Origin of the sequence: Bradyrhizobium sp. BR 10261 (assembly GCF_019455395.1) — a bacterium.
Classification (GTDB): Bacteria; Pseudomonadota; Alphaproteobacteria; order Rhizobiales; family Xanthobacteraceae; genus Bradyrhizobium; species Bradyrhizobium manausense.
In genome coordinates this window covers 192,699-219,100 of record NZ_JACOFQ010000011.1, presented here as the reverse complement: position 1 = coordinate 219,100, position 26,402 = coordinate 192,699, and the positions used below count along the sequence as shown (strand labels likewise).

Annotated in this window: 26 protein-coding genes; 15 read left to right on the top strand and 11 right to left on the bottom strand. The window is 64.6% G+C overall.

Annotation, left to right across the window (positions count from 1 at the left end):
• Positions 1 to 6: 6 nt before the first annotated feature.
• Positions 7 to 1,506, bottom strand: coding sequence for a hypothetical protein (locus HYH07_RS15705; protein WP_220003302.1), 1,500 nt, complete (start codon positions 1,504 to 1,506; stop codon positions 7 to 9).
• 311 nt (positions 1,507 to 1,817) lie between these two features.
• Here HYH07_RS15705 and HYH07_RS15700 point away from each other — a divergent pair, with 311 nt between their 5' ends.
• The gene (locus HYH07_RS15700; RefSeq protein ID WP_194466236.1) at positions 1,818 to 1,982 is read left to right on the top strand and encodes a Flp family type IVb pilin; all 165 of its coding nucleotides are present in this window, start codon (positions 1,818 to 1,820) and stop codon (positions 1,980 to 1,982) included.
• 463 nt (positions 1,983 to 2,445) lie between these two features.
• On the opposite strand, the gene HYH07_RS15695 is transcribed toward HYH07_RS15700, so the two are convergent.
• The gene (locus HYH07_RS15695; RefSeq protein WP_220003301.1) at positions 2,446 to 3,420 is read right to left on the bottom strand and encodes a phosphatase PAP2 family protein; all 975 of its coding nucleotides are present in this window, start codon (positions 3,418 to 3,420) and stop codon (positions 2,446 to 2,448) included.
• Between the two features lie 256 nt (positions 3,421 to 3,676).
• Here HYH07_RS15695 and HYH07_RS15690 point away from each other — a divergent pair, with 256 nt between their 5' ends.
• Entirely contained in the window at positions 3,677 to 4,357 is a 681-nt protein-coding gene (locus tag HYH07_RS15690; RefSeq protein WP_200469738.1) for a TetR/AcrR family transcriptional regulator, read from the top strand.
• A 130-nt stretch (positions 4,358 to 4,487) separates the two neighbouring features.
• On the opposite strand, the gene pyk is transcribed toward HYH07_RS15690, so the two are convergent.
• On the bottom strand, positions 4,488 to 5,924 hold the full coding sequence (pyk, locus tag HYH07_RS15685) for a pyruvate kinase (protein WP_220003300.1): 1,437 nt from the start codon (positions 5,922 to 5,924) through the stop codon (positions 4,488 to 4,490).
• Entirely contained in the window at positions 5,921 to 6,520 is a 600-nt protein-coding gene (locus HYH07_RS15680) for a DUF1036 domain-containing protein (protein ID WP_220003299.1), read from the bottom strand. The genes pyk and HYH07_RS15680 overlap by 4 nt, the downstream gene beginning before the upstream one ends.
• A 166-nt stretch (positions 6,521 to 6,686) precedes the next feature.
• Between HYH07_RS15680 and HYH07_RS15675 the strand changes: the two genes are divergently transcribed.
• Positions 6,687 to 6,992 (top strand): DUF1244 domain-containing protein, encoded by a 306-nt coding sequence (locus HYH07_RS15675; RefSeq protein WP_220003298.1) that lies wholly within the window; start codon positions 6,687 to 6,689, stop codon positions 6,990 to 6,992.
• Between the two features lie 198 nt (positions 6,993 to 7,190).
• A complete protein-coding gene (locus HYH07_RS15670; protein WP_008546273.1) occupies positions 7,191 to 7,463 on the top strand; it encodes a DUF2312 domain-containing protein in 273 nt (90 codons plus the stop codon).
• Positions 7,464 to 7,591: 128 nt separating this feature from the next.
• Here the strand turns inward: HYH07_RS15670 and HYH07_RS15665 are convergent, their stop codons facing one another.
• The 3 genes from HYH07_RS15665 to HYH07_RS15655 all read right to left on the bottom strand — a co-directional run bounded on the left by HYH07_RS15665 (position 7,592) and on the right by HYH07_RS15655 (position 13,522).
• Positions 7,592 to 9,211 (bottom strand): DUF882 domain-containing protein, encoded by a 1,620-nt coding sequence (locus HYH07_RS15665; protein WP_220003297.1) that lies wholly within the window; start codon positions 9,209 to 9,211, stop codon positions 7,592 to 7,594.
• 271 nt (positions 9,212 to 9,482) lie between these two features.
• Positions 9,483 to 11,678: a murein L,D-transpeptidase gene (locus tag HYH07_RS15660; RefSeq protein WP_220003296.1), complete on the bottom strand. Its 2,196-nt coding sequence runs from the start codon at positions 11,676 to 11,678 to the stop codon at positions 9,483 to 9,485.
• A gap of 347 nt (positions 11,679 to 12,025) precedes the next feature.
• Positions 12,026 to 13,522: a sigma-54 dependent transcriptional regulator gene (locus HYH07_RS15655; RefSeq protein WP_220003295.1), complete on the bottom strand. Its 1,497-nt coding sequence runs from the start codon at positions 13,520 to 13,522 to the stop codon at positions 12,026 to 12,028.
• Positions 13,523 to 13,649: 127 nt separating this feature from the next.
• Here HYH07_RS15655 and HYH07_RS15650 point away from each other — a divergent pair, with 127 nt between their 5' ends.
• From HYH07_RS15650 to HYH07_RS15605, 10 genes are all read left to right on the top strand, one after another.
• The gene (locus HYH07_RS15650) at positions 13,650 to 15,560 is read left to right on the top strand and encodes a M3 family oligoendopeptidase (protein WP_220003294.1); all 1,911 of its coding nucleotides are present in this window, start codon (positions 13,650 to 13,652) and stop codon (positions 15,558 to 15,560) included.
• Between the two features lie 137 nt (positions 15,561 to 15,697).
• Positions 15,698 to 15,850 carry an aa3-type cytochrome c oxidase subunit IV gene (locus tag HYH07_RS15645; protein WP_018317799.1) on the top strand — a complete coding sequence of 51 codons (153 nt, stop codon included), beginning with the start codon at positions 15,698 to 15,700 and terminating at the stop codon, positions 15,848 to 15,850.
• Positions 15,851 to 15,987: 137 nt separating this feature from the next.
• A complete protein-coding gene (locus tag HYH07_RS15640) occupies positions 15,988 to 17,115 on the top strand; it encodes a Re/Si-specific NAD(P)(+) transhydrogenase subunit alpha (RefSeq protein WP_220003293.1) in 1,128 nt (375 codons plus the stop codon).
• An 11-nt stretch (positions 17,116 to 17,126) separates the two neighbouring features.
• On the top strand, positions 17,127 to 17,444 hold the full coding sequence (locus tag HYH07_RS15635) for a proton-translocating transhydrogenase family protein (RefSeq protein WP_014492434.1): 318 nt from the start codon (positions 17,127 to 17,129) through the stop codon (positions 17,442 to 17,444).
• 39 nt (positions 17,445 to 17,483) lie between these two features.
• Positions 17,484 to 18,881, top strand: a complete 1,398-nt coding sequence (locus tag HYH07_RS15630) for an NAD(P)(+) transhydrogenase (Re/Si-specific) subunit beta (protein ID WP_220003292.1) — start codon at positions 17,484 to 17,486, stop codon at positions 18,879 to 18,881.
• Between the two features lie 14 nt (positions 18,882 to 18,895).
• A complete protein-coding gene (locus tag HYH07_RS15625) occupies positions 18,896 to 19,066 on the top strand; it encodes a hypothetical protein (RefSeq protein ID WP_220003291.1) in 171 nt (56 codons plus the stop codon).
• A 22-nt stretch (positions 19,067 to 19,088) separates the two neighbouring features.
• Complete coding sequence (locus HYH07_RS15620; protein ID WP_220003290.1) at positions 19,089 to 19,889, top strand: alpha/beta hydrolase; 801 nt, start codon at positions 19,089 to 19,091, stop codon at positions 19,887 to 19,889.
• 61 nt (positions 19,890 to 19,950) lie between these two features.
• Entirely contained in the window at positions 19,951 to 21,048 is a 1,098-nt protein-coding gene (locus HYH07_RS15615) for a calcium:proton antiporter (RefSeq protein WP_220003289.1), read from the top strand.
• A 27-nt stretch (positions 21,049 to 21,075) separates the two neighbouring features.
• Positions 21,076 to 21,360, top strand: coding sequence for a cupin domain-containing protein (locus HYH07_RS15610; RefSeq protein ID WP_220003288.1), 285 nt, complete (start codon positions 21,076 to 21,078; stop codon positions 21,358 to 21,360).
• Between the two features lie 93 nt (positions 21,361 to 21,453).
• Entirely contained in the window at positions 21,454 to 22,419 is a 966-nt protein-coding gene (locus HYH07_RS15605; protein ID WP_220003287.1) for a hypothetical protein, read from the top strand.
• 132 nt (positions 22,420 to 22,551) lie between these two features.
• Here HYH07_RS15605 and HYH07_RS15600 read toward each other — a convergent pair whose 3' ends face one another.
• Both HYH07_RS15600 and rpsU read right to left on the bottom strand, forming a co-directional pair.
• Positions 22,552 to 23,202 (bottom strand): tetratricopeptide repeat protein, encoded by a 651-nt coding sequence (locus HYH07_RS15600; protein WP_220003286.1) that lies wholly within the window; start codon positions 23,200 to 23,202, stop codon positions 22,552 to 22,554.
• 226 nt (positions 23,203 to 23,428) lie between these two features.
• Complete coding sequence (gene rpsU, locus HYH07_RS15595) at positions 23,429 to 23,725, bottom strand: 30S ribosomal protein S21 (RefSeq protein ID WP_027545547.1); 297 nt, start codon at positions 23,723 to 23,725, stop codon at positions 23,429 to 23,431.
• A gap of 261 nt (positions 23,726 to 23,986) precedes the next feature.
• Between rpsU and aqpZ the strand changes: the two genes are divergently transcribed.
• The gene (gene aqpZ, locus HYH07_RS15590; protein ID WP_220003285.1) at positions 23,987 to 24,709 is read left to right on the top strand and encodes an aquaporin Z; all 723 of its coding nucleotides are present in this window, start codon (positions 23,987 to 23,989) and stop codon (positions 24,707 to 24,709) included.
• Between the two features lie 30 nt (positions 24,710 to 24,739).
• Here aqpZ and HYH07_RS15585 read toward each other — a convergent pair whose 3' ends face one another.
• Together HYH07_RS15585 and purE are read right to left on the bottom strand one after the other, a co-directional pair.
• On the bottom strand, positions 24,740 to 25,846 hold the full coding sequence (locus HYH07_RS15585; RefSeq protein WP_057757309.1) for a 5-(carboxyamino)imidazole ribonucleotide synthase: 1,107 nt from the start codon (positions 25,844 to 25,846) through the stop codon (positions 24,740 to 24,742).
• Entirely contained in the window at positions 25,843 to 26,331 is a 489-nt protein-coding gene (gene purE / locus HYH07_RS15580) for a 5-(carboxyamino)imidazole ribonucleotide mutase (RefSeq protein WP_057757311.1), read from the bottom strand. The genes HYH07_RS15585 and purE overlap by 4 nt, the downstream gene beginning before the upstream one ends.
• Positions 26,332 to 26,402 lie beyond the last annotated feature (71 nt).

Below are 26,402 nucleotides of genomic sequence, written 5' to 3'. Positions count from 1 at the left end.
CGATGCTCATGGTTTGGCAGGCGCGGCCGCGCCCGCCTCGTCATCCCGCACGTGGATCACGGCGATGTTGTCGGCATACAGCCGTTTCCAGCCCTTGATATGATCGAGCACCTGGGCGGCGGGGCTGTCGGCGACCAGCAGTGTGGCGTCGATCTTGTACTCGTCGAGTAGCCGCGTCAAATTATCGAGCTTCTTGACCTCGATCGCCTTGAAGAAGTCCATCACGAACTTCTCGCCATAGAGCTCGGCGCGGCCGTCGACAAAAACAGGGATGTCGCGCGAGATCAAATAACCGCCGAACTGGTAGGCATTGAAGATGCGCTGCGCCTTGCGCTGCTGCAGCAGATCGACGGCTGCGACAGGCGTCTGGTCCATCGTGAAGGTGAAGCGGTGATGCGACATGTAGACCGAGGTCGAGGTCCAGGCCGCGGCTGCGATCATCAGCGCGCCCATGACAGTGACATAGCGCGCCGCCGGGCTCTCGTTGCCTTGCTCAGTATCTTGCGCGGCTTGCGGCAGCGGCGACTTTTCTCCGAGCGGCTTTGCCAGCGCCAGCGGCACCAGGAAGGCAAAGGCCTCGATGCTCCTGACATGGGTCAGCCCCATCCAGGTGAACAGCAGGACCAGGAGAATGCGCGGCGGCGACAGCGTCAGGCCGCGAAACAGGCCGATCGCGATCAGGCCGAGGATCGCGCCTTCGAATGCGGAGAACGAGGCGAAATTCGCCGGCATCCATTCCGAGATGACCGACAGCAACTCGCCGAGATTGAGGATGTTGGTCGCGCCCAGCAGCGTGCGCCAGCCATAGGGCGTGACGCAGGCGGCGATCATCGCGGCGACGCCGAACAGGAACCAGCGCGCGAGCAGGCGGATCTGCCTGGCCGAATCCAGCGTCCAGATCGCCTCTAACGCCATCGGGCCGATCAGCACGAGGCCCAGCACGAAGCCGCCATGCAGATTCGCCCACAGCGACATCAGCGGCAGCCACGCCCAGGACGGCGTGACCTTGCGGTCGGCCGCATTCATGAGAATGCCGACCCAGGCGATCATCACCGGCAGCGCCAGCATATGGGGCCGCGTCAGGATGTGATGCAGCGACAGCAGCACCGCCAGCATCGCGAACAGCACCGAGCGCGGAATTTCGAGATGGGCGTCGAGCAGATGGACAAAGATCGCAACTGACGCCGCAATCGCAAGCGCGGTGAGGATGACAGGTCCGGCCCAGTCCCATTGCGCGAAAGTGATGGCGTACAGGATTTGCGACAGCCAGGACGTCGAGATCCAGGGCTCGCCTGGCCGCGTGAAGGAATAGAGGTCGGTAGTGGGCAGGGCGTGGTGATCGAGGATCCACTGCCCGATCTTGATCTGCCAGAACGAGTCGGAGTCCTGAAGCAGCGTGTCGCCGACATAAAGGAAGAAGAGATAGGCGCCCGCGCCGACACACAGCGGCACCAGCACCCGTGCGCGGCTCTGCACGGCGATGCTGTTGGTGAAGGAAAGCGACATGCCGCCTCGTCTTGTTCTTGGGTGTGTTTTCTTGGATCTCTTGGCCGAGCGGGCGGCATTGGACCATGGCGGTCATAACTTTCGAGTAAATGGTCTCAATCACTATTTTTGCGTCGGCGCAATTTAACCGGTTGTTTTCAATTTCGGTTTACCATCGGCCAATACATGCCATTTGTTCCCGGTTTACGCAGTCGAATTAACTGCGACGCAAGTCTTTGCCTCTACGTTCAGTTCCATGGTCAGGCGGCGCTGGGAAGCCGAAGAAACCAGACCAGACCAGTTGAAGCCTCGTGTACTTTTTGGAGCAGTCTATGAAGAACCTCGTTTCGCGTTTCGTTAAGGACGAATCCGGCGCCACCGCCATCGAATACGGCCTGATCGCCGCGGGCATTGCGCTGGCCATCATCACCGTCGTCAACAACCTCGGTACGACCCTGAACACCAAGTTCGGCTCGATCTCGTCCAGCCTCAAGTAAGCCAGAGACGAATTCAGAGTTCAGAGAGCCCCGTCCCCGGACGGGGCTCTTTTCGTTTGGGCGTGCGGGATCACCGCGAAGTTCGACCGTTGATACCGTCACCCTGAGGTGCTCGCCTCTCCGACGAGCCTCGAAGGGCGACAGCCCGGCTGCATCGTTCATCCTTCGAGGCTCCCGGCGCGATGCTTCGCATCGCGCCACTCGCGCCTCAGGATGACGGAACTGAAGACCGTGTAGTTGAACAGCTCTCGTAGGGTGGGCAAAGCGACTTGTCCGCCGAAGCTCGCAGCGCGAAGGCGGAAGCGTGCCCACGCCACGTAGATGGTGCGCACGGTGTAACCCCCAGCGGCAGCCACTTATGTAATTGCAGAGAGATGGTGGGCACGGCGCTGCGCGCCTTTGCCCACCCTACAAGAGCTGCTGTTGTGATTGATAGCGGCATGACGCACAGCCGCGCGCGCTTTTATTCCGCGAGACTCGGCTGCCACACAGCCGCTGTTGCCGGGACCCGCGCGGTGCGGTTCATCCACGCCAGATACGCCTTCGCCGCCCAGATCGAAGCTGTCGCCAGCGCGACACCACCAGCGACGTCGACGATGTAATGGGCGCCGATGACAGGCGTTGCCGCGATCATCATGAGGTTGAGGGCCGCCGCAAGACCGCCGATGCGCCGCACCGGCCACAGCGCCCACATGTAGAACACGGCGGATGCGGCGTGGAAGCTCGGAAACGAGACGATGCCGGACAGGAAGAACAGTCGCAGCTCGTGCAGGCTGCCGTCGCGTAAGCCCAGGATATCGCGCAACTGTCCGGCGTAGATCGCGGTGTTGATGTCGGGGACGTGGGCCGCGGGCAATTGCAATCCGTAATAGGTGCCGATCGCCGGCACGAGTGCCGAGATCGCGATGGTGACGGCAAGCCCAAGACTCATTGCCAGCATGAACAATTGCAGCCGCACATAACGCGCCGTCAGCGTCAGCACGACGGGGACGAACAGCAGGGGCCATTTGATCAGGCCGTAGCTGCGCGACAGGATGTCGGCGAGCCAGGGGTGATCGTTGACGAAGCGCGCGATCGGCTCGGGATCGAGGCCGAGTGCGCGATCGATCGCGAGCAGCGCCTGGTCCTGCAGCGGAAAGCCCAGGATGCCGGCGACGTAGCTGAGCGGCCCGACGATCGCGCAGGTGATGATCACCTGGCCGATCGTACCAAGCGAGAAGATCAGCTTCGGATCGGCAAGATCGCCTTTGGCGATGCGGTGGCGATAGGCGATGCCGACGAAAAGTGCGGCGATTGCCAGCGTTACACCATAGGCGACAGGCTCGAGCCTGAGGCCGGTGACGGATAGGCCGAGCGCCAGCAGGCCGCCCATGATCGCGATGGGAAGCCAGTTCAAATGGAAGAGCTGCCAGGCGGTCTTGGCGTCCGTGTCGAGCATGCTGCACCGGGTTGGATCGCAGCGACAGTCACCGACCGCCTTTAAGACTGCGGTAAAAAGTGTGGTTAGCCGTTCACCAATAGATTCCCCGCACTTTGAGCGGTTTGCAATGCAGCGTTTCGCGTGTGAGCGCTTTTGCTGCTTGTCATCCCCCCTGAATAGTTGTTCAGTCCTTGCGGGGCGATTTGCAGCGAATTCAGTGACGAAGCGTTCGGCCGCGGGCGTGCGGCAGGCGTGGTGGGACAGGAAGCGCGCCATGGTTTATCGGCGGACGCATCAAGTGGTTAAGCGCCTTGCGGCTCGGCGCAGCGCCATCCTGGCGGCGGCAAGGGAAGCCGCAGCCGAAGGCGGCATGGCGGCGGTGCAGATCGCGCCGGTCGCCGTCAGGGCCAATGTGGCGGCCGGCACCGTCTACCGCTACTTCCCCTCCAAGGCCGAGCTGATCTCCGAACTGATTTCCGAAGTCTCCCGCGACGAGCTTGCGGCCATCCGCCGGGCGGCTGATGCCGCGCCGGGGCCGTCCTCGGCGCTGGCGGCGGCCGTGACCACCGTGGCGGTCCATACGCTGTCGCAGCGCCGCCTCGCCTGGGGCATTTTGGCTGAACCTGTCGATGTCGATGTCAGCGCCTCCAGGCTGGCCAGCCGCCGGGAGATCGCGGGCGAGATCGCCGCGCGGATCGACGCCGCGGTGCGCGCCGGCCATCTGCCGGCGCAGGACACGGCGCTCGCCGCAACTGCGCTGCTGGGTGCGCTGCATGAGGCCCTGGTCGGTCCGCTCGCGCCCGATAATCTCGAAGATCCCGTCAAGATGCGCGACGCCGTCCAGACCGTGACGCTGCTGGCGCTGCGCGCCGTCGGCGTCATGGACGCCCGCGCCAGGGGTCTGGTGGTGCAGCAGACCTTGCTGCCCACGACCAAGGCGCTGGTCGGGGCCTGAGGAGACCCGGCCGCGCCCAGGCAATTGCCTGAGTTGGCCTTTTCCCAAGCCTGCGCAAGGCAGCCGGATTCAGCCGGCTACTGTGCATGGGGTTGTTTTCGCAGTTTGGCTTGGCCGGCCGGCGGCCGCCTCAGATATTGGCGTCGCCCTCGGGGCCGACGGAGGCGATGCGCACCATGTTGGTGGTGCCGGGAATGCCGAGCGGCACGCCGGCGACGATGATCACGCGCTGACCGGCGCGGACGAAACCGTCGCGGAAGGCGATCTGGCCGGCGCGGCTCACCATGTCGTCCTGGTCGCGTGCATCTTCGGCCACCACGCAGTGCACGCCCCATACGGCGGCAAGCCGGCGGCCGGCGGTGATGTTGGGCGTGATCGCCACGATCGGCGGCTTCGGCCGCTCGCGCGCCACGCGCACCGCGGTCGAGCCGGATGAGGTCCAGCAGATCAAGGCGGGCAGGTCGAGCGTCTCGGCGATCTGCCGCGCGGCGTCGGCGATGGCATCGCCTGCGGTGGATTCCGGCGCGGGCCGCTGGGCGGTGATCACCGACCGGTAAGTCGGGTCGCGCTCGACCTCTTCGCCGATGCGGTTCATGGTCGAGACGGCCTCGACCGGGAATTTGCCGGCCGCCGATTCCGCCGACAGCATGATGGCGTCGGCACCCTCATAGACGGCGGTGGCGACGTCGGAGACCTCGGCGCGGGTCGGCACCGGCGATTGGATCATCGATTCCAGCATCTGCGTCGCGATCACCACCGGCTTGCCGGCGCGGCGCGCCATGCGCGTCATCTGCTTCTGCAGGCTCGGCACGCGCTCGAGCGGCAATTCGACGCCGAGGTCGCCGCGCGCCACCATCAGCGCGTCGGACGCCTCGATGATGTCGGCGAGGCGGTCGATCGCCTGCGGCTTCTCGATCTTGGCCATCACGGCGGCGCGGCCGCGGATCATCTTCTTGGCCTCGATCACGTCGTCGGCGCGCTGCACGAAGGACAGCGCGATCCAGTCCACGCCGGTGACCAGCGCCGCCTCGAGGTCGGCGCGGTCCTTCGGCGTCATCGCCGAGACCGGCAGGTCGGTGTCGGGCAGGCTGACGCCCTTGCGGTCGCTCATCTTGCCGCCGACCACGACGCGCGTGACAGCGTGCTCCTTGGTGGTCTCCTCGGCGATCAGCCGCACCTTGCCGTCGTCGAGCAGCAGCGCATGGCCGGGCCGCAGCGCGGCCAGGATCTCCGGATGGGGAAGGTTGACGCGGCTGGCATCGCCCGGCGCCTTGTCGGAATCCAGCGTGAAGGTCTGCCCGTTCTGAAGCTGCACCGCGCCTTCAGCGAAGGCGCCGAGGCGGAGCTTCGGGCCCTGGAGATCGACCAGGATGCCGATCGGGCGCCCGTAGCTGCTCTCGACATTGCGGATCGTCGCCACCAGCTCCCGCATCTTGTCGTGCGGTGTGTGGCTCATGTTGATGCGGAACACGTCGGCGCCGGCCTCGAACAGCCGGCGGATCATCGCGAGGTCCGACGAGGCAGGTCCGAGGGTCGCGAGAATCTTGATACGGCGAAGACGCCTCATGGCTTATTTCCAGACGGTGGCGAGGGGGCTGGCGGAAGGCCAGGTGCGGCGGGGGGCGTACCACCGGGCGGACTATTGGGCAAACCCGGGACGCCGCCACCAGGGCCGACAGGGCCGGGCATGCCGGGGACACGCTGCTGCGTCGAAGGCTGCTCGTTGGCGTCGGTGAGCTGCACCGTCCAGGCCCGCTGCTCGCCGGTGTCGACCTCGAAATAGCCGGTCCGGTCATAGCCGCGCGCCAGGCAGTCCTCGGTGCCGCGGATGGTGAATTCCTTGTCGCGCGAGCACATGAAGGCCTGCCCCGACCATTCGCCGCCGCGGTCATAGTCGATGGCGTAGATGTAATAGTAGCGGGCGACCAGCGTTCCCCGCAGCAGGGTCTCGCAGGAGCGGGACGAGATGTTCCACCAGCCCTCGGTGGTCCAGCCGTCGGCGTCCTTGTAGCCGAGCGCGATGCCGACCCGGCTTGAGGTGTTGTTGCAGAGGCGGAAGTCGGCCGAGGCCGGGCTGGCCCAGAGGCACAGCAGCGCAACGGCCAGCACCGGGACTATCAGGGCGAGCAGGCGAGGGGGGGAGCGGGGAGATTCGGCGATCATTGTCGCGGAACGTATACCAGATGATTGACGATTTGGCGTAGGCCCGGGGAACTGCCCGTTTGCCGGCCCGGCCGCCGTTTGCGCCGCGATATGGCAAAATCTGTGACAGCACCCACCTGATCCCGTAAGGGTGACCGCTATCAAGGTACAGCCGAGGATTCCTGCCATGGCCATCGACGACAAAACCAGAACGGAGCTCGAGGCGGCCGCGTTCCGGCGGCTGGTCGATCATCTGAGGACGCGGACCGACGTCCAGAACATTGATCTGATGAATCTGGCCGGATTCTGCCGCAACTGCCTGTCGAACTGGCTCAAGGACGCCGCGGATGCCCAGGGCGTGAGCTTGAGCAAGGATGAGAGCCGGGAAGCCGTCTACGGCATGCCCTACGAGACCTGGAAGGCGAAGTACCAGGGCACGGCGAGCCCCGAGCAGCTCGAGGGGATGAAGAAGGTCCATCCCCACAATCACTGAGGGGGGCTGACTGCGGCGCTGCCTGAGTCGCACCACACAACAGCTTTCTTTGCATCCCTGCAGGAAGGTGTGGGCGCGCTGTGGACGAGCGCGATGCTTGCTTGAACGCGGCAGGCGCCAACCCTAAGGGTCTACCCAGCACGCGCGGTGAGGATGCCGGCGTCACCTCGTTTTGCCAGTTCCATTGGGAGTACCAAGATGGCCACCTCCGCCGCCGTCCGCGACGACGAGCCCGCAACGAAATTTGCCAAGGACCAGCTCAAATCCATCATCGAGCGCATCGAGCGGCTGGAGGAAGAGAAGAAGGCGATCTCCGACGACATCCGCGACGTCTATGCCGAGAGCAAGGGCAACGGCTACGACGTCAAGGCGCTGCGCACCATCGTGCGCCTGCGCAAGCAGGACCCCAATGAGCGCGCCGAGGCCGAGACGATCCTCGAGACCTACATGCAGGCGCTGGGAATGATCTGAGGCGTTCGCGCTTTAAGCACCATTGCCGTAGCCCGGATGGAGCGCAGCGAAATCCGGGACCGTCATTGCTTGTGGCGCGGATTGCGCTGCGCTCCATCCGGGCTACGAGAGGGTGAAGGCGATCAGCCTCAGCGCAGCGCGGCCGTGCGCATGACGAACGACGTCGTTTCGATCTTCGTCGTCGCGCTGCCCGAGAAACTGTCGCAGGACAGGCCCTGCATCGGATCGTCGGTGAAGCCCATTGCGACCACGGCCTGCGGCTTGACGAAATAGGCGCGCATCGCCGCCATATCGAGCTCGCCCATCAGCGTCACCGACATCGCGCGGCTGGCGCTCGGCGACAGCATCACGATCTTGAGCCAGACGCTCTCGCCCTTGGCGGCGGAGAGGCGGGTTGCGGTTGCGATCATGCCGTCGGTGCTCTTGCCGACGACGCTGTTGATCTCGGTGGCCGGCGCTCCGTTGCGGGCCGTGGACACCTGACGCGTGCCGCGGGGGATCGGCGCCGAGGCGGCGACGACGCGGGCACGGTCGACGGGCGAGGCAGAAGCGGGTGCAAAGGCCAGTGCCTGATAGGCGGCACTGGAGACGCTCGCGGTCGGTTGCGGATCTGTCGCGGCGGCAAGCGCCTGGCGCGCCTTCAACGCGGCGATCTGCGCCGGCGTCGCTTGCTGCGGCACGGCCGGAGCATCCCAGAAGCCGCGGGCATTGATGATGTCCGCCGGGGTTTCGAACTTGCCGGCCGGCTTGTCAGCCACGGGCTCGGGCTTCGGCTCGGCTTTCGGTTTGGGCGGCGCAACGAGCTGGGCATCGGCCGAGGCGAGCTGGATGGCGAAGGCGGCGGACGGCTTGGCTCGCGGCGTCGGCACCGGATCGGCGGGTTTGCTTGCGGCGGCGACCACGGTCGGCTTGGCGGTCGGGGCGGGAGCGCCCTCGTCATCCTCATCGGCACTGGCTGCGGGAGCCTGCTTGCCCCTGCTGAACAGGGAGGCGAAGAAGCCTGGCTTGCTGGCGCCGTCGTCGCCCTCGCCGCGCCGCTCGATCTCGGCCTTGGCCAGCTCATAGCCCTTCAACGGCACCCCGTCGGTCGGCAGATGCACCGTCTTTCCGTCCGGGAAGACGCGGGCGAGCTGGTCATGCGTCATGCGCGGCCAGTGCCGAATGCTGCCGGTGTCCAGATGCACGAAGGGCGAGCCTGACGTCGGGTAGAAGCCGACGCCGCCCCGCTGCAGGCGCAGGCCGGCGAAGCGGATCTGCTCCAGCGGCACGCCCGGAATGTAGAAGTCCATCGCATGGCCGAGCATGTGCTGGCTGAACCGCGCCACGCCCGAGGAGCGGCGGCGGAGCATCGCGTTGGTGGCGGGCGAGCGATAGGAGGAGATGATCTGGATCGGCTGCTTGCCGTCGACGTCGCGATAGACTTCCCAGAGGATGTCGAACAGGTGACGGTCCATCACCGTCTCGTCCTGGGTGCGCCAGTCGCGCAGGAAATGGTTCAGCGTCTTCAGCGCGGCTTCGTCGTAGCGGCCGTCGCGCTTGAAGGTGACGGTGAGATCTTCGCCGGAATGGGTGTGGTGGAAGGAGAGGGTCTTGGTTTCGTTCAGCGCCGCGGCGTTATGAACCGAGCCGGCAGCCGCAAGCAGCACCAGCGAGGCGAGGCCGATCCGAGATCCGACCTTCACTCCCGCATGGGACAACGACAACGCAGCGAATTTGCGTGCGAAACCAGTCAGCACGTATGAGCCCACCCAGTCGACGAGCGTTCAATGGACTCTCCCGCCAACCCCGTTAGCGCGCGAAAGAGGGTGAACGCTTTCTTAAAGCGAGAAGGTTAATCCGAGGTTGACCTTCCCGCCCCCAAACCAAGTCAGACTACGATCCTAAGCGGTTGAGTGTGGCAAAAAAACGCCAGCGGCCGGAACTCGGGCGGACAATGGTTAACGTTAAGCGACCCTATCCAGAGGAAAGGGTCGCTGATTTTATTGAAGAAATTAGGGAGTCGAGGCGCGGGGCCTGATCTCAGCGGGTAAACACCCGCTGCGGCCGACGGCCGACCGGAGCCGGCGGTGGGGTCGGGGCCCCTCCACCGAACAGCCGCTCGAAGAAATTCAGCCCCGAGGAGCCGCCATTATTGGCGAACGCCACGCCTGACGGCAGCGTCGTTGCCGGGCGCGAATAGCTCGGCTGCGAATGGGCGACGACGTTCTCGAGGTCCTTGCCGCGGCCGTTCTTCAGGATGCTGATCATGGTGGCGTCGCGGCCATAGACGTCCTTGCGGAATTGCAGCTTGCCGCCATCGTCCACGAACGCGGTCTGGTAGGTGATGTTGACCGGGATCGGCGTCGGGAATTTCAGGTCGATCTCACCGGAGCCATACATGCTGCGCACGCGCTCCGGGGTGTAGTGCTCGTTCGGCATGGTGATGTTGAGCAGCACCGAAGCGTACTGATCCGGATTTTGCACGCGCATGCAGCCATGGCTGAAGGCGCGATCTTCCCTGGCGAACAGGTGCTTGTCCGGGGTGTCGTGCTGATAGACCAGGAACTTGTTCGGGAAGTTGAAGCGGATGCGGCCGAGCGCGTTGGCTTCACCGGGCGGCTGCGAAATGTGCACCGAGCCGTCGCGGTTCTGCTCGAGCCTCAGGCCCATGCGCTGAAGCACAGTCGGATCCTGCTGCAGCGCCGGCAGATATTCGCCATAGACGATCGACGGCGGTACGTTCCAGGTCGGGTTGACCGTGATGTACTTCATCGTCTCGGTCAGCAGGGGCGTAGCGTGCTGGCCCGGCTTGCCGGTGACGACGCGGGTGGTCCAGACCTGCTGGCCGTGCTGCATCACCTTCAGCGTATAGTCGGGAATGTTGAGGATGACATAGGCATCGCCCAGCGAGGGCACGCCGAGGTCGCGCGGCAGCCAGCGCCAGCGCTCCATGTTCACCACCACGGTGTCGATCTGCTTGTCGCGCTTCGGGCTGTTCAGGGCCTTGACGGTCGGCGCGTCGAGCACGCCGGTCGCCTTCAGCTCCGCACCGTCCTGGAATTTGCGTACGGCTTCGGCAACCGTTGCGTCATAGTGGTCATCGCTGGCGTTCTCGGTGATGCCGAGCTTGGCGCGAAGCTGTGGCACGCGCGGGTCCTGCACGACGATTTCAGCCTGCTTCTTACCCTTGGCGGGGATGTATTTCAGCGCTGGGCCGTCGGTGATCTCGATCACCGGACCGTCGCCCTGGCCGCGCAGCTTGGCGAGCTGCGCCTTCAGCTCCTTGTAGAGCTTCTGCGGCGGATTGTAGCTGTCGAGCGCGGCGGACGCGTCAGCCGCCGTCGTGACCTTGGTGATCACCTCGCTCGGATCGATCGGATGCTCGGGATAGAGGATGTCTGCGCTGACCTGCGACCAGTGCATGCGGCCGCTCTGCGCCTGGCGCGCATAGTCGAACATGCTGGCGGTGAGCTTCAGCTCGGCATCGGCGAGCGCATCAGGCGTCGTGGCGGCGGCGAAGTCAGGCACCGGATAGTCGGCTGGATTGAGGCCGTCGGAAGCCGCATCCTTCAGCCGCGCGATCACGCCCTTGGCCGCGGCGGTCAGGCTGCCGGCTTGCGTCCAGACCGGCGCAAAGTCGCGGGCGCCATAAAACTTCTCGGCAGCGGCACGTTCGTTCTTGCGGTCGAAATGGCGCGAGGTCTTTGAACCGAGGATGTCCTTGATCTTGTCGGCGACCGGCTGGTCGGCGGCAGGAACGTTGCTCGCGGCCTTGACCGGCTCGGCGACCGGGGTTGCCGCTGCCGCCGCAGGTGCAGCGGGAGCGACAGTCGGCACGGTGGCCGTGTCGGCCTTTGCCGGTTCAGATTTGGCGGGTTCGTTGGTGACCGTCTCGCTCTTCGGTGTGTCGGCGGCGGGCGTCGTGGCGATGTCGGCAGGTTTGGTCTCCACCTTCTCCGCGGCCGGAGCGGCTTCGGCCTTCACAGGCTCCTTGACCACGTCCTTCGGGCCGTCCTGAACGGTGGCGGTGGTGTCGAGCTTGATGTCGGATGCGGTCGGGGGCGGAACGTTTGCGGGCTCGGGGCGCGGGATCGCGGCTTCGATCGCAAGTTCAGCAGCGCTGCTGCGTGCCTGATCCTGTGCCAGCGCCGAGCCGGCCGACACCGTGAGGAAGGTCGCTGCAACCGCTGCCAGAACGCGGTCAAAGCCTGCACGGTGGTTCAAACAGTCACGCATTGTATCGCACCCCTCGGGTGAACTGTCCCTCGTGGAACAGCTTTCGTTTTCGCCTAATTGAGCTTCGGCTAAATCGCGCCGGCCTCTCGAAACTTGCACGCCTGCACGCAACGATTCCTACGCAGACGATATACAGGCCCCGTTCTTGAAGCTAGCGCTACCCCGGGAAACTGACCACAAACTGACTTCAAGATAGACCGTTTGCAACGGATTGTGCGGTTTCACCGCTCGCTTTTCCTTCCGTCTGTCACTTCCAAGTCACGGTTTCGGCCGAAGCCGAACTTTGCCGTAATTCAACGGGTTGCAGGTGCATCGCTGAGGCGCGCGAACCCCCGTTCGCATGAGGTTCAGTGCGTCTCCTCGCCGCTTTTCCCGCCATGTCCGGGAACCCCGGCTTCGTCGAGCTTGCGGTACAGCGTGGACCTGCCGATCTTGAGTCGGCGCGCCACCTCCGACATCTGTCCGCGGTAGTGCGAGATCGCAAAGCGGATGATCTCGCTCTCCATCTCCTCCAGCGGGCGAACATCGCCGGTCGGGGTGAGCATCGAGAGCGACCCTGTCTGAGGCAGCGGCGCGATGGGTATTTCGCTACCCGACACCACGGAGGGCGCTGCGATCGGCTCGATCATCAGCGGCGCGGTCGGGATCTCCGTCGCCGAATGCGGATGCGAGCCCAGCAGCGGGAAATCGTCGAGACCGAGCTGGTCGCCCTCGCTCATCACCACCGCGCGGTAGACGGCATTCTCGAGCTGGCGGATGTTGCCGGGCCAGTCGAGCTGGGTGAGATGCGCCACGGCCTCGCCGCTGACGCCGGAGATCGCGCGGTTCTCCTCGGCGGCAAAGCGCGCCAGGAAATGCCTGAGCAGATGCGGGATGTCCTCGCGGCGGGCCTTGAGCGAGGGGATCGTCAGCGGCAGCACGTGCAGGCGATAGAACAGGTCTTCGCGGAAGTGCCCTTGCTTGACCCGGTCCAGAAGCTTGCGATTGGTCGCGGAGATGATGCGGACGTCGACCTTGACGGGTTTGCGGCCGCCGACGGCCTCGACTGCGCCCTCCTGCAGTGCGCGCAGGAGCTTGACTTGTGCAGTCAGCGGCAGCTCGCTGACCTCATCCAGAAACAGCGTGCCGCCATGGGCTTCGAGGAATTTGCCGGTGTGCCGTTCGGTAGCGCCGGTGAAGGCGCCCTTCTCATGGCCGAACAAGATCGACTCGACGAGATTGTCGGGAATCGCGCCGCAATTGACCGCGACGAAGGGCTTGGCCTTGCGCTCGCCGCTGCCATGGATGGCGCGCGCGAACATCTCCTTGCCGACGCCGGACTCGCCTTCGATCAGCACGGGGATCGATGAATTTGCTGCCTTTTGGGCCGCGCGCATCACCGGCGCCATCGCTTCGGCGCGCGTGATGATGTCGGAGAAGGTCAGCCGGCCCTCGCGGCTGTGACGGATGCGCTGTAATTCGCCCTTGAGCGCGGAGGCATTCAGCGCGTTGCGAAGCGAGACCTGAAGCCGCTCCATTCCGACCGGCTTGACCACGAAGTCGGCCGCACCGGCGCGCATTGCCGAGATGACGTTGTCGATGCCGCCATGGGCGGTCTGTACGATGACGGGCACGCTGAGGCCCGCCTCGCGGATTCTTGCCAGCACACCCATGCCGTCGAGGCCGGGCATCACGAGATCGAGGATCACCGCGTCGATCGCGGGGGCGTCGGCACCGGTGAGGGTCGCGATCGCGGCGTCGCCGGATTCGACGACGACCGTTTCATAGCCGCATTTCTGCACCATGTTCTCGACCAGGCGGCGAGCTACGGCGTCGTCGTCGGCGATCAAAATACTGGCAGCCATGGTGCTCCCCGCACGCTACTACTATCTGTCTCGAATCGGGTCACTCTGGCCGAAGCCGATTAACGCACTCTTAAACCTTGATGCCCCCGCCCGCCGCAGCGATCGTTGAACACAGGTTTCCCACACAATGAAGTCGCGCTCCAAGACTGCTGTCCGCAAACCAGCCGCCAAGACATCCGCCGCCAAGACATCCATCGCCAAGAGATCCGCTGCCAAGAAATCCGCTGCCAAGGCAAAACCCTCCGCAAAGCCTGTGAGCAAGACGGGCAAGCTTCCGGAGTGGAACCTCGCCGATCTTTATTCCGGGATCGACGCGCCGGAAGTGGCGCGCGATCTCGAAAAGATGAATGCCGATTGCGTCGCGTTCGAGACCGACTACAAGGGCAAGCTCGCAACAGGCACAGCAAACGAAGATGGCGGAAAATGGCTCGCGGAAGCCGTGCGGCGCTATGAGGCGATCGACGATCTCGCCGGCCGTCTCGGCTCCTATGCCGGTCTCGTTCACGCCGGCGACAGCGTGGACCCTGCGATTTCAAAGTTTTACGGCGATGTCTCCGAGCGGCTGACAGCGGCCTCGACGCATCTCCTGTTCTTCGCGCTCGAGCTCAACCGTATCGATGACGATATTTTGACCCGCGCGCTGCAAGCCCCCGAGCTGGCGCACTATCGTCCGTGGATCGAGGATCTGCGCAAGGAGAAGCCGTATCAGCTCGACGACAAGCTCGAGCAGCTGTTCCTGGAAAAGGCGCAGACCGGCTATTCGGCGTTCAACCGTTTGTTCGACCAGACCATCTCGAGTCTCCGCTTCAAGGTTGGCGCCAAGGAACTGGCGATCGAGCCGACGCTGAATTTCCTGCAGGACCGCGACGGCGCCAAGCGCAAGGCTGCGGCGGAAGCGCTGGCGAAAACCTTCAAGGCCAATGAGCGCACCTTTGCGCTGATCACCAACACGCTCGCCAAGGACAAGGATATCTCCGACCGCTGGCGCGGTTTCAAGGATGTTGCGGATTCCCGCCATCTGAACAACCGCGTCGAGCGCGAGGTGGTGGATGCGCTGGTCGCCTCGGTCCGCGCGGCCTATCCAAAGCTCTCGCATCGCTATTACGCGCTGAAGGCCAAGTGGTTCGGCAAGAAGAAGCTGGCCTATTGGGACCGCAACGCGCCGCTGCCCTTCGCCGCGACCGATGTGATCGGCTGGCCCGATGCGCGCAACATGGTGCTGACGGCCTATCGCGGCTTCTCGCCTAAAATGGCCGACATTGCCGAGCGCTTCTTCACCGATCGCTGGATCGACGCGCCAGTGCGCCCGGGCAAGGCGCCCGGCGCATTCTCGCACCCGACCACGCCGTCGGCACACCCTTATGTGCTGATGAACTACCAGGGCAAGCCTCGCGACGTCATGACGCTCGCCCATGAGCTCGGCCATGGCGTGCACCAGGTGCTGGCGGCCAAGAACGGCGCGCTGATGGCACCGACGCCGCTGACGCTGGCGGAGACCGCGAGTGTGTTCGGCGAGATGCTCACGTTCAAGCGGCTGCTGGCCCAGACCAAAAACGCAAAACAGCGCCAGGCGCTGCTCGCCGGCAAGGTCGAGGACATGATCAATACCGTGGTGCGGCAAATTGCGTTCTATTCCTTCGAGCGCGCCGTTCATACCGAGCGCAAGAACGGCGAGCTCACCGCGACACGGCTCGGCGAGCTCTGGCTGTCGGTGCAGGGCGAGAGTCTGGGGCCCGCGATCGAGATCAAGGCGGGTTACGAGAACTACTGGATGTACATCCCGCACTTCATCCATTCGCCGTTCTACGTCTACGCCTATGCCTTTGGCGATTGCCTCGTGAACTCGCTCTATGCGGTTTACGAGCATGCGGCGGAAGGCTTCGCCGAGCGCTATCTCGACATGCTCGCCGCCGGCGGCACCAAGCACTATTCCGAGCTGCTGCGGCCGTTCGGGCTCGATGCCAAGGACCCGAAGTTCTGGGACGGCGGCCTCTCGGTCATCGCCGGCATGATAGACGAGCTGGAGGCGATGGGCTGAGGGCGAAGCGGGCTTCCTAACCGATTGGGAATCCAAATGAACCGATTTGCGGGAAAACCGCGCCTCGGTGCCGTTGCCCTGCCCGAAGGTTTAAGGTATCCCAGCCGAAGAATTCGGCTTTCGACTGGGGACATTCCATGGCTGACCATAGCGAAGTGGCGTACAGCACCGCCGACGGCAACGACTACGTCGCCCACGAGCAGACCTATGAGGGCTTCATCAAGCTGGTGAAGTACGGCACCGCCTCGGTCGCGCTCATCGTCATCCTGATGGCGATCTTTCTGACCTGATCCATCACCTGCTACACCGCCAATGCCGGCGGTGCTCACAAGATTTGCATACAAGCCGGTACCAAAACCGGTATCTAACGTTGCGGGAGTGACGCTAAGTTCGCGTGCGCGCTTTGTCCCGCGTCGCCGGAGGACCTATGAAGATCGCCGTTGCCAAGGAAATCGATCCGTCGGAGCCGCGCGTTGCCGCTTCGCCTGATACGGTGAAGAAGTTCAAGGCGCTGGGCGCCGAGATCGCCGTCGAGCCGGGCGCCGGCGTCAAGTCGGGTCTTCCCGATTCCGAATTCACCGCCGTCGGCGCCACCGTCAGCGCCGACGCGTTGAAAGATGCTGACATCATCATCAAGGTGAAGCGTCCCGAGGCTTCCGAACTGTCGCAATACAAGCGCGGCGCGCTGGTCATCGCCATCATGGATCCCTACGGCAATGAAGCTGCGCTGAAGGCGATGGCCGAAGCCGGCGTCTGCGCCTTCGCGATGGAACTGATGCCGCGCATCACCCGTGCACAGGTCATGGACGTGCTGTCCTCGCAGGCGAACCTTGCCGGCTATCGCGCCGTGATCGAGGGCGCCGAGGCCTTCGGCCGCGCCTTCCCGATGATGATGACCGCGGCCGGCACCGTGCCCGCCGCGAAAGTGTTCGTGATGGGCGTTGGCGTGGCCGGCCTCCAGGCGATCGCAACCGCGCGCCGTCTCGGCGCCGTCGTCACCGCGACCGACGTGCGACCTGCGACGAAGGAGCAGGTGGAATCGCTCGGCGCAAAATTCCTCGCCGTCGAGGACGAGGAGTTCAAGAACGCGCAGACCGCAGGCGGCTACGCCAAGGAAATGTCGAAAGAGTACCAGGCCAAGCAGGCCGCGCTGACCGCCGAGCACATCAAGAAGCAGGACATCGTCATCACCACCGCGCTGATCCCGGGCCGTCCGGCGCCGAAACTCGTCTCGGGCGAGATGGTCAAGTCGATGAAGCCGGGCTCGGTGCTGGTCGATCTCGCCGTCGAGCGCGGCGGCAATGTCGAGGGGGCCAAGGCGGGTGAGGTCGTCGACATCGACGGCATCAAGATCGTCGGCTACACCAATGTCGCGGGCCGCGTCGCGGCCTCGGCCTCCAGCCTCTATGCCCGCAATCTGTTCTCCTTCATCGAGACCATGGTCGACAAGAAAGAGAAGAAGCTCGCCGTCAACTGGGACGACGAGCTGGTCAAGGCCACTGCGCTGACCAAAGATGGCGCCGTCATCCACCCGAACTTCCAGCCGAAGGTGTAAGGAGATCCGTCATGGAGCATGCTGCACAGGTCGTCGACCCCTTCATCTTCCGGCTGTCGATCTTCGTCCTCGCCGTCTTCGTCGGCTATTTCGTGGTGTGGTCGGTGACGCCGGCGCTGCATACGCCGCTGATGAGCGTCACCAATGCGATCTCCTCGGTGATCGTGGTCGGCGCGCTGCTTGCCGGCGGGGTCGCCAATGTCTCGAGCGGTTCGGGCTGGGCGCGCGCCTTCGGCTTCGTCGCGCTGATCTTTGCCTGCATCAACATCTTCGGCGGCTTCCTTGTCACCCAGCGCATGCTGGCGATGTACAAGAAGAAGTCGAAGTAAGCGGCCACCTCGGGCTGATGGGATCAATGGGGACCTGAGATGAGCGCCAATCTCTCTGCATTCTTGTATCTCGTGGCGGGGGTGCTGTTCATCCTGTCGCTGCGCGGGCTGTCGAGCCCGGCCTCTTCGCGCCAGGGCAATCTGCTCGGCATGATCGGCATGGCGATCGCGGTTGCGACGACGCTTGCCAACCATCCGCCGGCCGACGGCCTCGCCTGGGTGCTGGTGATTGTCGGCATCGCCATCGGCGGGGCGATCGGCGCCGTCATCGCCCGCCGCGTGCCGATGACCTCGATGCCGGAACTGGTCGCCGCCTTCCACTCGCTGGTCGGCATGGCCGCGGTGCTGGTCGCGGCGGGTGCATTCTATGCGCCGGAGGCCTTCGACATCGGCACCCCCGGCAACATCCACACCCAGAGCCTGGTCGAAATGTCGCTCGGCGTCGCCATCGGCGCCTTGACCTTCACCGGCTCGGTGATCGCGTTCCTGAAGCTGTCGGCCCGCATGAGCGGTGCGCCGATCATCCTGCCGGCGCGGCACGTGATCAACGTCGCGCTCGCGGTCGCGCTGGTCGCCTGTATTGTCGGGCTCGTCGTCACCGGCAGCCCGGTGTTCTTCTGGCTCAACGTCATTCTCGCGCTGACGCTCGGCGTGCTCATGATCATCCCGATCGGCGGCGCCGACATGCCGGTCGTGATTTCGATGCTGAACTCCTACTCCGGCTGGGCCGCGGCCGGCATCGGCTTCACGCTCGGCAATTCGGCGCTGATCATCACCGGCGCGCTGGTCGGCTCGTCGGGCGCGATCCTGTCCTACATCATGTGCCACGCAATGAACCGGTCCTTCATCTCGGTCATCCTTGGCGGCTTCGGCGGCGAGACCGCGGCGGCCGGCGGGGCTACCGGCGAGCAGAAGCCGGCAAAGCTCGGCTCGGCGGACGATGCCGCCTTCATCATGAAGAACGCCTCCAAGGTCATCATCGTGCCCGGCTACGGCATGGCGGTGGCGCAGGCCCAGCACGCGCTGCGCGAAATGGCCGACATGCTGAAGAAGGAAGGCGTCGAGGTGAAATACGCCATTCACCCGGTCGCGGGGCGCATGCCCGGCCACATGAACGTGCTGCTGGCCGAGGCCAACGTTCCTTACGACGAGGTGTTCGAGCTCGAGGACATCAACTCCGAATTCGCGCAGGCCGACATCGCCTTCGTGATCGGCGCCAACGACGTCACCAATCCGGCGGCGGAAGAGGACAAGACCTCGCCGATCTACGGCATGCCGGTGCTCCAGGTCTGGAAAGCGGGCACGGTGATGTTCATCAAGCGCTCGCTGGCGTCGGGTTACGCCGGCATCGACAACCCGCTGTTCTACCGCGACAACACCATGATGCTGCTCGGCGACGCCAAGAAGGTCACCGAGAACATCGTCAAGGCGATGTAACCAGCGAGGGGACCGTGGCCCTGAACAAGGAGTGGCACCGGTCCCATCGCATGCCGTCGAAGGCGACGCGCGAGCAGCGCATCGCCTGGCACGCTGCTCATGCCGCGGCGTGCGGCTGCCGCGAGATCCCGCCGAGCATCCGGCCCGACGTCCTCAAATTGCTCAAGAGCCGTCGCAAGCCCTGAACTCCGCAATCACAGGGCTGCGATGACATTCCTGAAATGGGTCGCCATCATCCTCGCGGCCGGCTATTGCGCCGGCCTCGTCCTGCTGTTTGTGAAGCAGCGCAGCATGCTGTTTCCAATCCCGACCTCAGAGCGCACCACGCCTGCCGCCGCGGGATTTCCGCAGGCCAAGGAGCACGTCCTCACCACGTCCGATGGCGAGAAGGTGATTGTCTGGCACGTGCCGCCAAAGCCGGGCCGCAACGTCGTGCTGTTCTTCCACGGCAATGGCGATTTTCTCGCAGGCCTGGCCGGGCGTTTCAAGGCGATTACGGCTGACGGCACCGGCCTCGTCGCCCTGTCCTTTCGCGGCTATGCGGGCTCCACAGGTAGCCCGAGCGAGGACGGCCTGCTGCGCGACGGGGCAGCCACGTATGCATTCGCGGCGGAACGCTATGATGCCCAGCGCCTCGTCGCCTGGGGCTTTTCGCTGGGGACAGGCGTTGCCGTTGCCATCGCGTCCGAGCATCCGGTCCGCAAGCTGATCCTGGAGGCGCCGTACTCGTCAATCGCCGATGTCGCGGCCGCGCAATTCCGCTTCGTTCCGGTCCGCCTCCTGATCCGGGATCCGCTCCATTCCGACACGCGTATCGCACGCGTCACGGTGCCGCTGCTGGTCGTTCACGGTGCGCAGGATCAAACCATCCCGATTGCATTTGGCGAGAAGCTGTTCGCGCTGGCGCACGAGCCGAAGCAGTTCGTTCGCGTCCCCGCGGGCGGGCATGACGATCTCGGCAATTTCGGCATGATCGAGATTGCGCGCCGCTTCATCAACGGCTCCTGAGGGCTGACGGGCGGGATCTTCTCGCGCATAATCGAGACGGTCAAACCAAGGAACAGCCTGCATGAGCGCACACGGACCGATGCCGCGGTCGTCCTGGATCTTTCCCGCGCTGGCGGTGCTGCTGTTCCTGGTCGTCACCCTGACCGGCTACAGCTTTACGCTATCGGCCGGCGGCGCCGTGTTTGCGATCGTCCTGCTGGTGATCCTGTTCGGCACCGTGTTCGCGGCCGTGCATCATTCCGAGGTGATCGCGGAGCGGATCGGCGAGCCGTTCGGCACGCTGCTGCTCACGCTTGCGGTGACCATCATCGAGGTCGCGCTGATCACCACCATCATGCTTGGCGACAAGCCTGCGCCGGAGCTTGCGCGCGACACCGTGTTCGCGGTGGTAATGATCGTCTGCAATGGCCTCGTCGGCCTCTGCGTGTTCATCGGCGGGTTGCGCTACCGCGAGCAGGGATTTCAGGTCTCCGGCGCCAACGTCTATCTCAGCGTGCTGATTGCGCTCGCGACCCTGACGCTGATCATGCCGAATTACACGCTGACGACGCCGGGGCCGGTCTATTCGACGCTTCAGCTCGGCTTCGTCGACCTCGTGACCATCGTGCTCTATGGCGTGTTCCTCTACACCCAGACCGTCCTGCACAAGGACTATTTCGTCCATGAGCGGACGGAGGGCGAGGGCGGCGAGGCCCATCTGCCGGGCAAGATGCTTGCGCTGAGCATCGTGCTGCTCCTGATCTCGCTCCTGGCCGTCGTGCTGCTGGCCAAGAAATTCTCGCTGGTGGTGGATGCCGTCGCCGACAGGATCGGCGCTCCGCCGGCCTTTGCGGGCCTCCTGGTCGCGCTGCTGATCCTGATGCCGGAAGGCGTTTCCGCGATCACCGCGGCCCGCAAGAACGACCTTCAGAAGAGCATCAACCTGGCGCTGGGATCCTCGCTGGCGACCATCGGCCTGACGATCCCGGCGGTCGGGCTCGCCACCTATGTGATCGACCAGCCGCTGGTGCTGGGGCTCAATGCCCAGAGCTCGGTGCTGCTGTTCCTGACATTCTTGCTGAGCATGCTGACCTTCGGTACCGGCAGGACCAATGTCCTGTTCGGACTGGTTCATATGGTGGTATTTGCCGTCTACGCGTTCATGGTCTTCGTGCCCTGAGCCGATTCGCCTTAAGCGAGGTTTTAGATGCTTGCCGCCAACTCCGAGGTTCAGATCGACAATGACGAGGTCCGGGTGACCGAATGGCGGCTTGCCCCGGGCAGCGCCACCGGGCATCACACTCACGGAATGGACTATGTGATTGTTCCCGTCGTCGCCGGCGAAATGACCATCGTGGTGCCGGGCGGGGAGCGTTCCAAGGCGCAGCTTGCGGCGGGAAAATCCTACTTCCGCAAAGCCGGCGTCCAACATGATGTACTTAACGAAACCTCAACCGACATCGTGTTCCTTGAGATTGAGCTGAAGGCGTAAGGCACTCGTAACCTTTGCCATCGATCCGTCGCAGTTGATCCCTTACAATGCCCCAAAGTTCCCGCATCAGATCGCGCGGGGAGTGGCCGAGAAATGCTGAAATACCTCGCTAAAATCTCGATGGATATTTTCCCCTCGGTGCTCGCGACGATCATCGGGGCCTACATCGTTAACCACTACATCAATGCGAGGCCGGCGGCGGATACGCCAGCCGCAGTCGTGGCACCTGCCGACGCCGGCAAGAAGCCCGCTGGCGTGGCCAACCTCCCGGGCCCCGGCGTGAAGGCCAAGGGCGTTTCCGAGAAGAGCATTTCCGACAAGAGCGGATCGGACAAGCCGGCGGCCGACAAGCCTGCTGACACCAAGGCTGCCGACACCAAGGCTGCTGACACCAAGGCTGCGGACGAGGCTGCCTCGCGCGGCCGCACCCCGGCCCATGAGAAGGCGGTTGCCAAGTCCTCCCCCGCCACGTCCACTCCGGCGACGCCCGCCGCTGCGCCGGTGGTTGAGGCCAGTTCGTCGTCGGCCGCTCCGGCCGCGACCCCCGACGCCAACGATCTCGCCCGGGCCGCCATCGAACGCCTGCGCAAGTCGCCTGAGGGCAAGGTTGCCGAGAAGGCTGCCGAGGCCAAATCGACCGAAACCAAGCCTGCCGAAGCCAAGCCTGCCGAAGCCAAGGCGGCCGAGAGGACGCCGGAGCCTGCCGTGCAGGAAGCATCCCGCACGCCTGAGGCTTCCCGTGTCGTGACTACAGTGCCGACGACGGTGCGCCCCTTGCCGCCGCCGATCAATGTGTCGACGCCGTCGCCCGAGGCCTATGGCAATGGCGCCGCGTCGCAGGCGAATCCGCCCTACACGGCCTCGGTCGGCAACGACAATCCGAATCGGCTGACGCCGCCGGCCGATATCCCGGTCCCGGTGATCGCCCCGCCGCTCGATCTGCGCGCCGACGCCGGCGCGCCAATGCCGCGCCCCAAGACCAACGTCGCCGACGACATGCTGTCGGGCATGAAGTCGATGTTCCACGCGGTGCTGCCCAAGAGCGCCACTCCCGACTAACCAGGACGACGTCTAAAGCGCGATGAGATTGGGGTGAATCGTCATCGCGTTTTAGCTCTTTGTTTGAGCATGATCTTTTCGGAAAACCGCTGCACACTTTTCCGGATCATGCTCTACGCCGTCCCATGACTGTCAGCCGCCGACGCGGGCCAAGCCGCTGCGGGCGGCGTCATCGCGTGGGCGCAGCGCGACGGCCTTGTTGTAGGAAGCCGCCGCCTTGGCCTTCTCGCCCAGCCGCTCATAGGCCTGTCCCCGGGTCGTCCAGACCTGAGCATTGTGCGGATCGGCTTCGGAGGCCTCGTCGAGATCGGCCGCCGCCTCCTTGACCTTGCCGATGGCAAGATAGCTGACGGCGCGGCCGAGCAGCGGCTCGGCCTTCTGCGGATTTAGCCCGCTGGCGGCGCCGAAATCGGCGATCGCGAAGTCGTGCTCGTTATTGGCCTGATAGAGCAGGGCGCGGCCGTAGAGCGCCTGCGCATTATAGGGATCGAGGCCAACGGCGCGATTGAACTCGTCCAGCGCGGGCTGCGTCTCGCCCGACTTGGCGAGGGCTTGCGCTTTTGCCGTATGGGTCTGGGCCTCGGCGACATTGGCAGCGCTGACGGCGCTTTCGGGCGCGGCGGCGGCCTTCGGCGCTTCCTGCGGCTTGTCCTTCTCCGGCCCCAGCGAGCCCAGATCGAAGGAGCAGCCGCACAGGGCGATCCCGATCAAGGTCAGCGCAAGCGGCTTGCGCCAGATCTGGTGTCGCCGCGCCAAGCTGGGCTCTGGGAAAGGGAAGGCCATCTACGGTTCGCTCGCGCTAGAGCATGATTCGGAAAAGCGTGCAGCGGTTTTCCGAAAAGATTATGCCCAAACAACAACCTAAAGCGCGATGACAAACAATCCCGATCTCATCGCGCTTTGGCGCCGCATCTGTAGTGCCCCATCCCAGAAAGGCACCGCTCACAAAACAATAACGCGGGCTCGGAGCCCGCGTTATCGAAACCTCAGTCCTGCATGATCGGCAAGATCAGCGCGGTCCGCGCGGACCTGCACCGGGGCCGCCACGGCCACCACGCTCGCCACCGGGGCCAGCGCCGAACACCGGCTTCGGCTTCATCGGCAGCAGGCCTTCGCGCTGCAGCTTCTTGCGGGCCAGCTTGCGCGCGCGGCGCACGGCTTCGGCCTTTTCACGAGCCTTCTTCTCAGAGGGCTTCTCGTAGTGACCGCGGAGCTTCATCTCGCGGAAAATGCCCTCGCGCTGCATCTTCTTCTTCAGCGCCTTGAGGGCTTGGTCGACATTGTTATCGCGAACGAGAACCTGCACGCGGCATCCTCTTCAGTGGATCGGATTTGAATTCTGGTAAGACGAAGGGATGGCAAAAAGCGCAAGCCCTTAACCTTGAGGGCGCGGATGTATCAGACAAAACCTGAGATGTCCACCGGCCAAGCAGGTTTTCGGACCAAGTTCAGCCATTAAATGCGGCGAAAATGCTCCCGTGCGGCCCGATTTGGGTGGTTTTGGCGCCAAGGACGGGCTGTTCCCGGCCGGGTTGCGCCGGACATCAGAAATCAGGGGAGACGCCACATGGACATGAAGAAATACGCTGCCGAGGCCATCGGCACGTTCTGGCTCACATTCGCAGGCTGCGGCAGCGCGGTGATCGCCGCCGGCTTTCCGCAGGTCGGCATTGGCCTCGTCGGCGTGTCCCTGGCCTTTGGCCTCAGCGTCGTCACCATGGCCTATGCGATCGGCCACATCTCGGGCTGCCATCTCAACCCGGCCGTGACGGTCGGCCTTGCCGCCGGCGGGCGCTTTCCGGCAGGCCAGATCCTGCCTTACGTGATCGCGCAGGTCTGCGGCGCCATCGTCGCCGCCGAGCTGCTCTACGTGATCGCCAGCGGTGCGCCGGGCTTCGACGTCACCAAGGGCTTTGCCTCCAACGGTTACGACGCGCATTCGCCCGGCCAGTACAGCATGGTCGCGTGCTTCATCACCGAGGTGGTGATGACCCTGATGTTCCTGTTCGTCATCATGGGCGCGACCCATGGCCGCGCACCGGCAGGTTTCGCGCCGCTCGCGATCGGGCTGGCGCTGGTGATGATCCATCTCGTCAGCATCCCCGTCACCAACACGTCCGTGAATCCGGCGCGCAGCACGGGCCCGGCGCTGTTCGTCGGCGGCTGGGCTCTGGCGCAGCTCTGGCTGTTCTGGATCGCACCGCTGATCGGTGGCGCGCTGGGAGGCGTGATCTATCGCTGGCTCAGCGAGGAGCCCTCGGGTGTCGTCGCAGGCGTGAAGACGGCGTAATTCAAAAGTGGGATCGCGGCTACGGTCGCCTCACTTGCTCTTCGAGGGCCTGACCTCGGTGACGTGGCCCATCTTGCGGCCGGGGCGCGGGGCGCCCTTGCCGTAGATGTGGACAGTCGCGCCGGGCACGCTCAGCCACTTCTCGTAATCATTGATTTCGTCGCCGATCAGATTGGTCATGGTGACGACCTCACCGTGGCGCACGGGCTTGCCGAGCGGCCAGCCGGCGATGGCGCGGATGTGCTGCTCGAACTGCGAGACGGAGGCGCCGTCGAGCGTCCAGTGCCCGGAATTGTGCACGCGCGGGGCAATCTCGTTGACCAACACTTTCGATCCGCCGCCATTGGCCAGCACGAACATCTCCACCGCGAGCACACCGACATAGTCGAGCGCGGTTGCGATCTTGCCGGCAATGCTGCGCGCCTCTTCGGCCAGCGCATCCGGGATCGGCGCTGGTGCGCGGGAGATCTTCAGAATGTGGTCGCGATGCTCGTTCTCGGTGACGTCGAAGCATTCGACCTCGCCCGATGCAGCGCGCGCGGCGATGACGGAGATCTCGCGCTCGTACGGGATGAAGGCTTCCAGGATCGCCGATTTGGTGGCGAGGCTGGTCCACACTTTCGCAATGTCGTCGCCCTCGCGGATGATGGCCTGGCCCTTGCCGTCATAGCCGAAGCGGCGGGTCTTCAGCACCGCGGGAAGGCCAATTCTGACGATCGCCTCGCGCAGCGATGCGACCGAGGTGACGTCGGCATAGGCGGCGGTGCCGATACCGAGCCGCGTGACAAAATCCTTTTCTGCGAGCCGGTCCTGGGTGGTCTCGAGGATCTTGCGGTTGGGCAGCACCGGACGGCGCGAATCCAGCACCAGGGCCGCCGCGGATGGAACATTCTCGAATTCATAGGTGATGACGTCGACGTCGTGGGCGAACAGCTCGAGCGCCTCGACGTCGGCATATTCGGCGCAGGTCGCGTTCAGCACCACGTCGAAAGCCGGCGAGTCCGGATCGGGCGAAAACACCTGGCAGCGCAGGCCGAGCCGGGCCGCGGCCATGGCCAGCATTCGACCGAGTTGTCCGCCGCCGAGGATTCCGATGGTGTCGCCGGGCTTCAGCTTCACCTGCTTTGCGTCAGTCACGCCTTGCCCTCCGGGCGCTCGGCAACCGCCTCGGTCTGCGCCTTGCGCCAGGCCGCGAGGCGATCGGACAGTGCGGGATCGGACAGCGCCAGCACGGACGCCGCCAGCAGCGCCGCGTTGATCGCGCCGGCCTTGCCGATCGCGAGCGTACCGACCGGAATGCCGGCAGGCATCTGAACGATCGAATAGAGCGAATCGATGCCCTTGAGCGTCCTGGACTCGACGGGGACGCCGAACACAGGCAGTTCCGTCAGCGCCGCGGCCATGCCGGGCAGATGCGCGGCCCCGCCGGCGCCGGCGATGATGACCTTGAAGCCTTCAGCCTTGGCGCCCTTGGCGAAGGTAAACAGCCGGTCGGGGGTGCGGTGAGCCGAAACGATGCGGGTGTCGGAGGCGACACCGAGCGCTGCGAGCGTGTCGGCGGCATGCCGCATCGTCTCCCAGTCCGACTGGCTTCCCATGATGATGGCGATCGGCGCGGTCATGACATCAATTGTGCTCGGAAAACAGAAAGATAGGCCAGATTAACGGTTCCGGCCGGCGGCTCGCAAGGCGG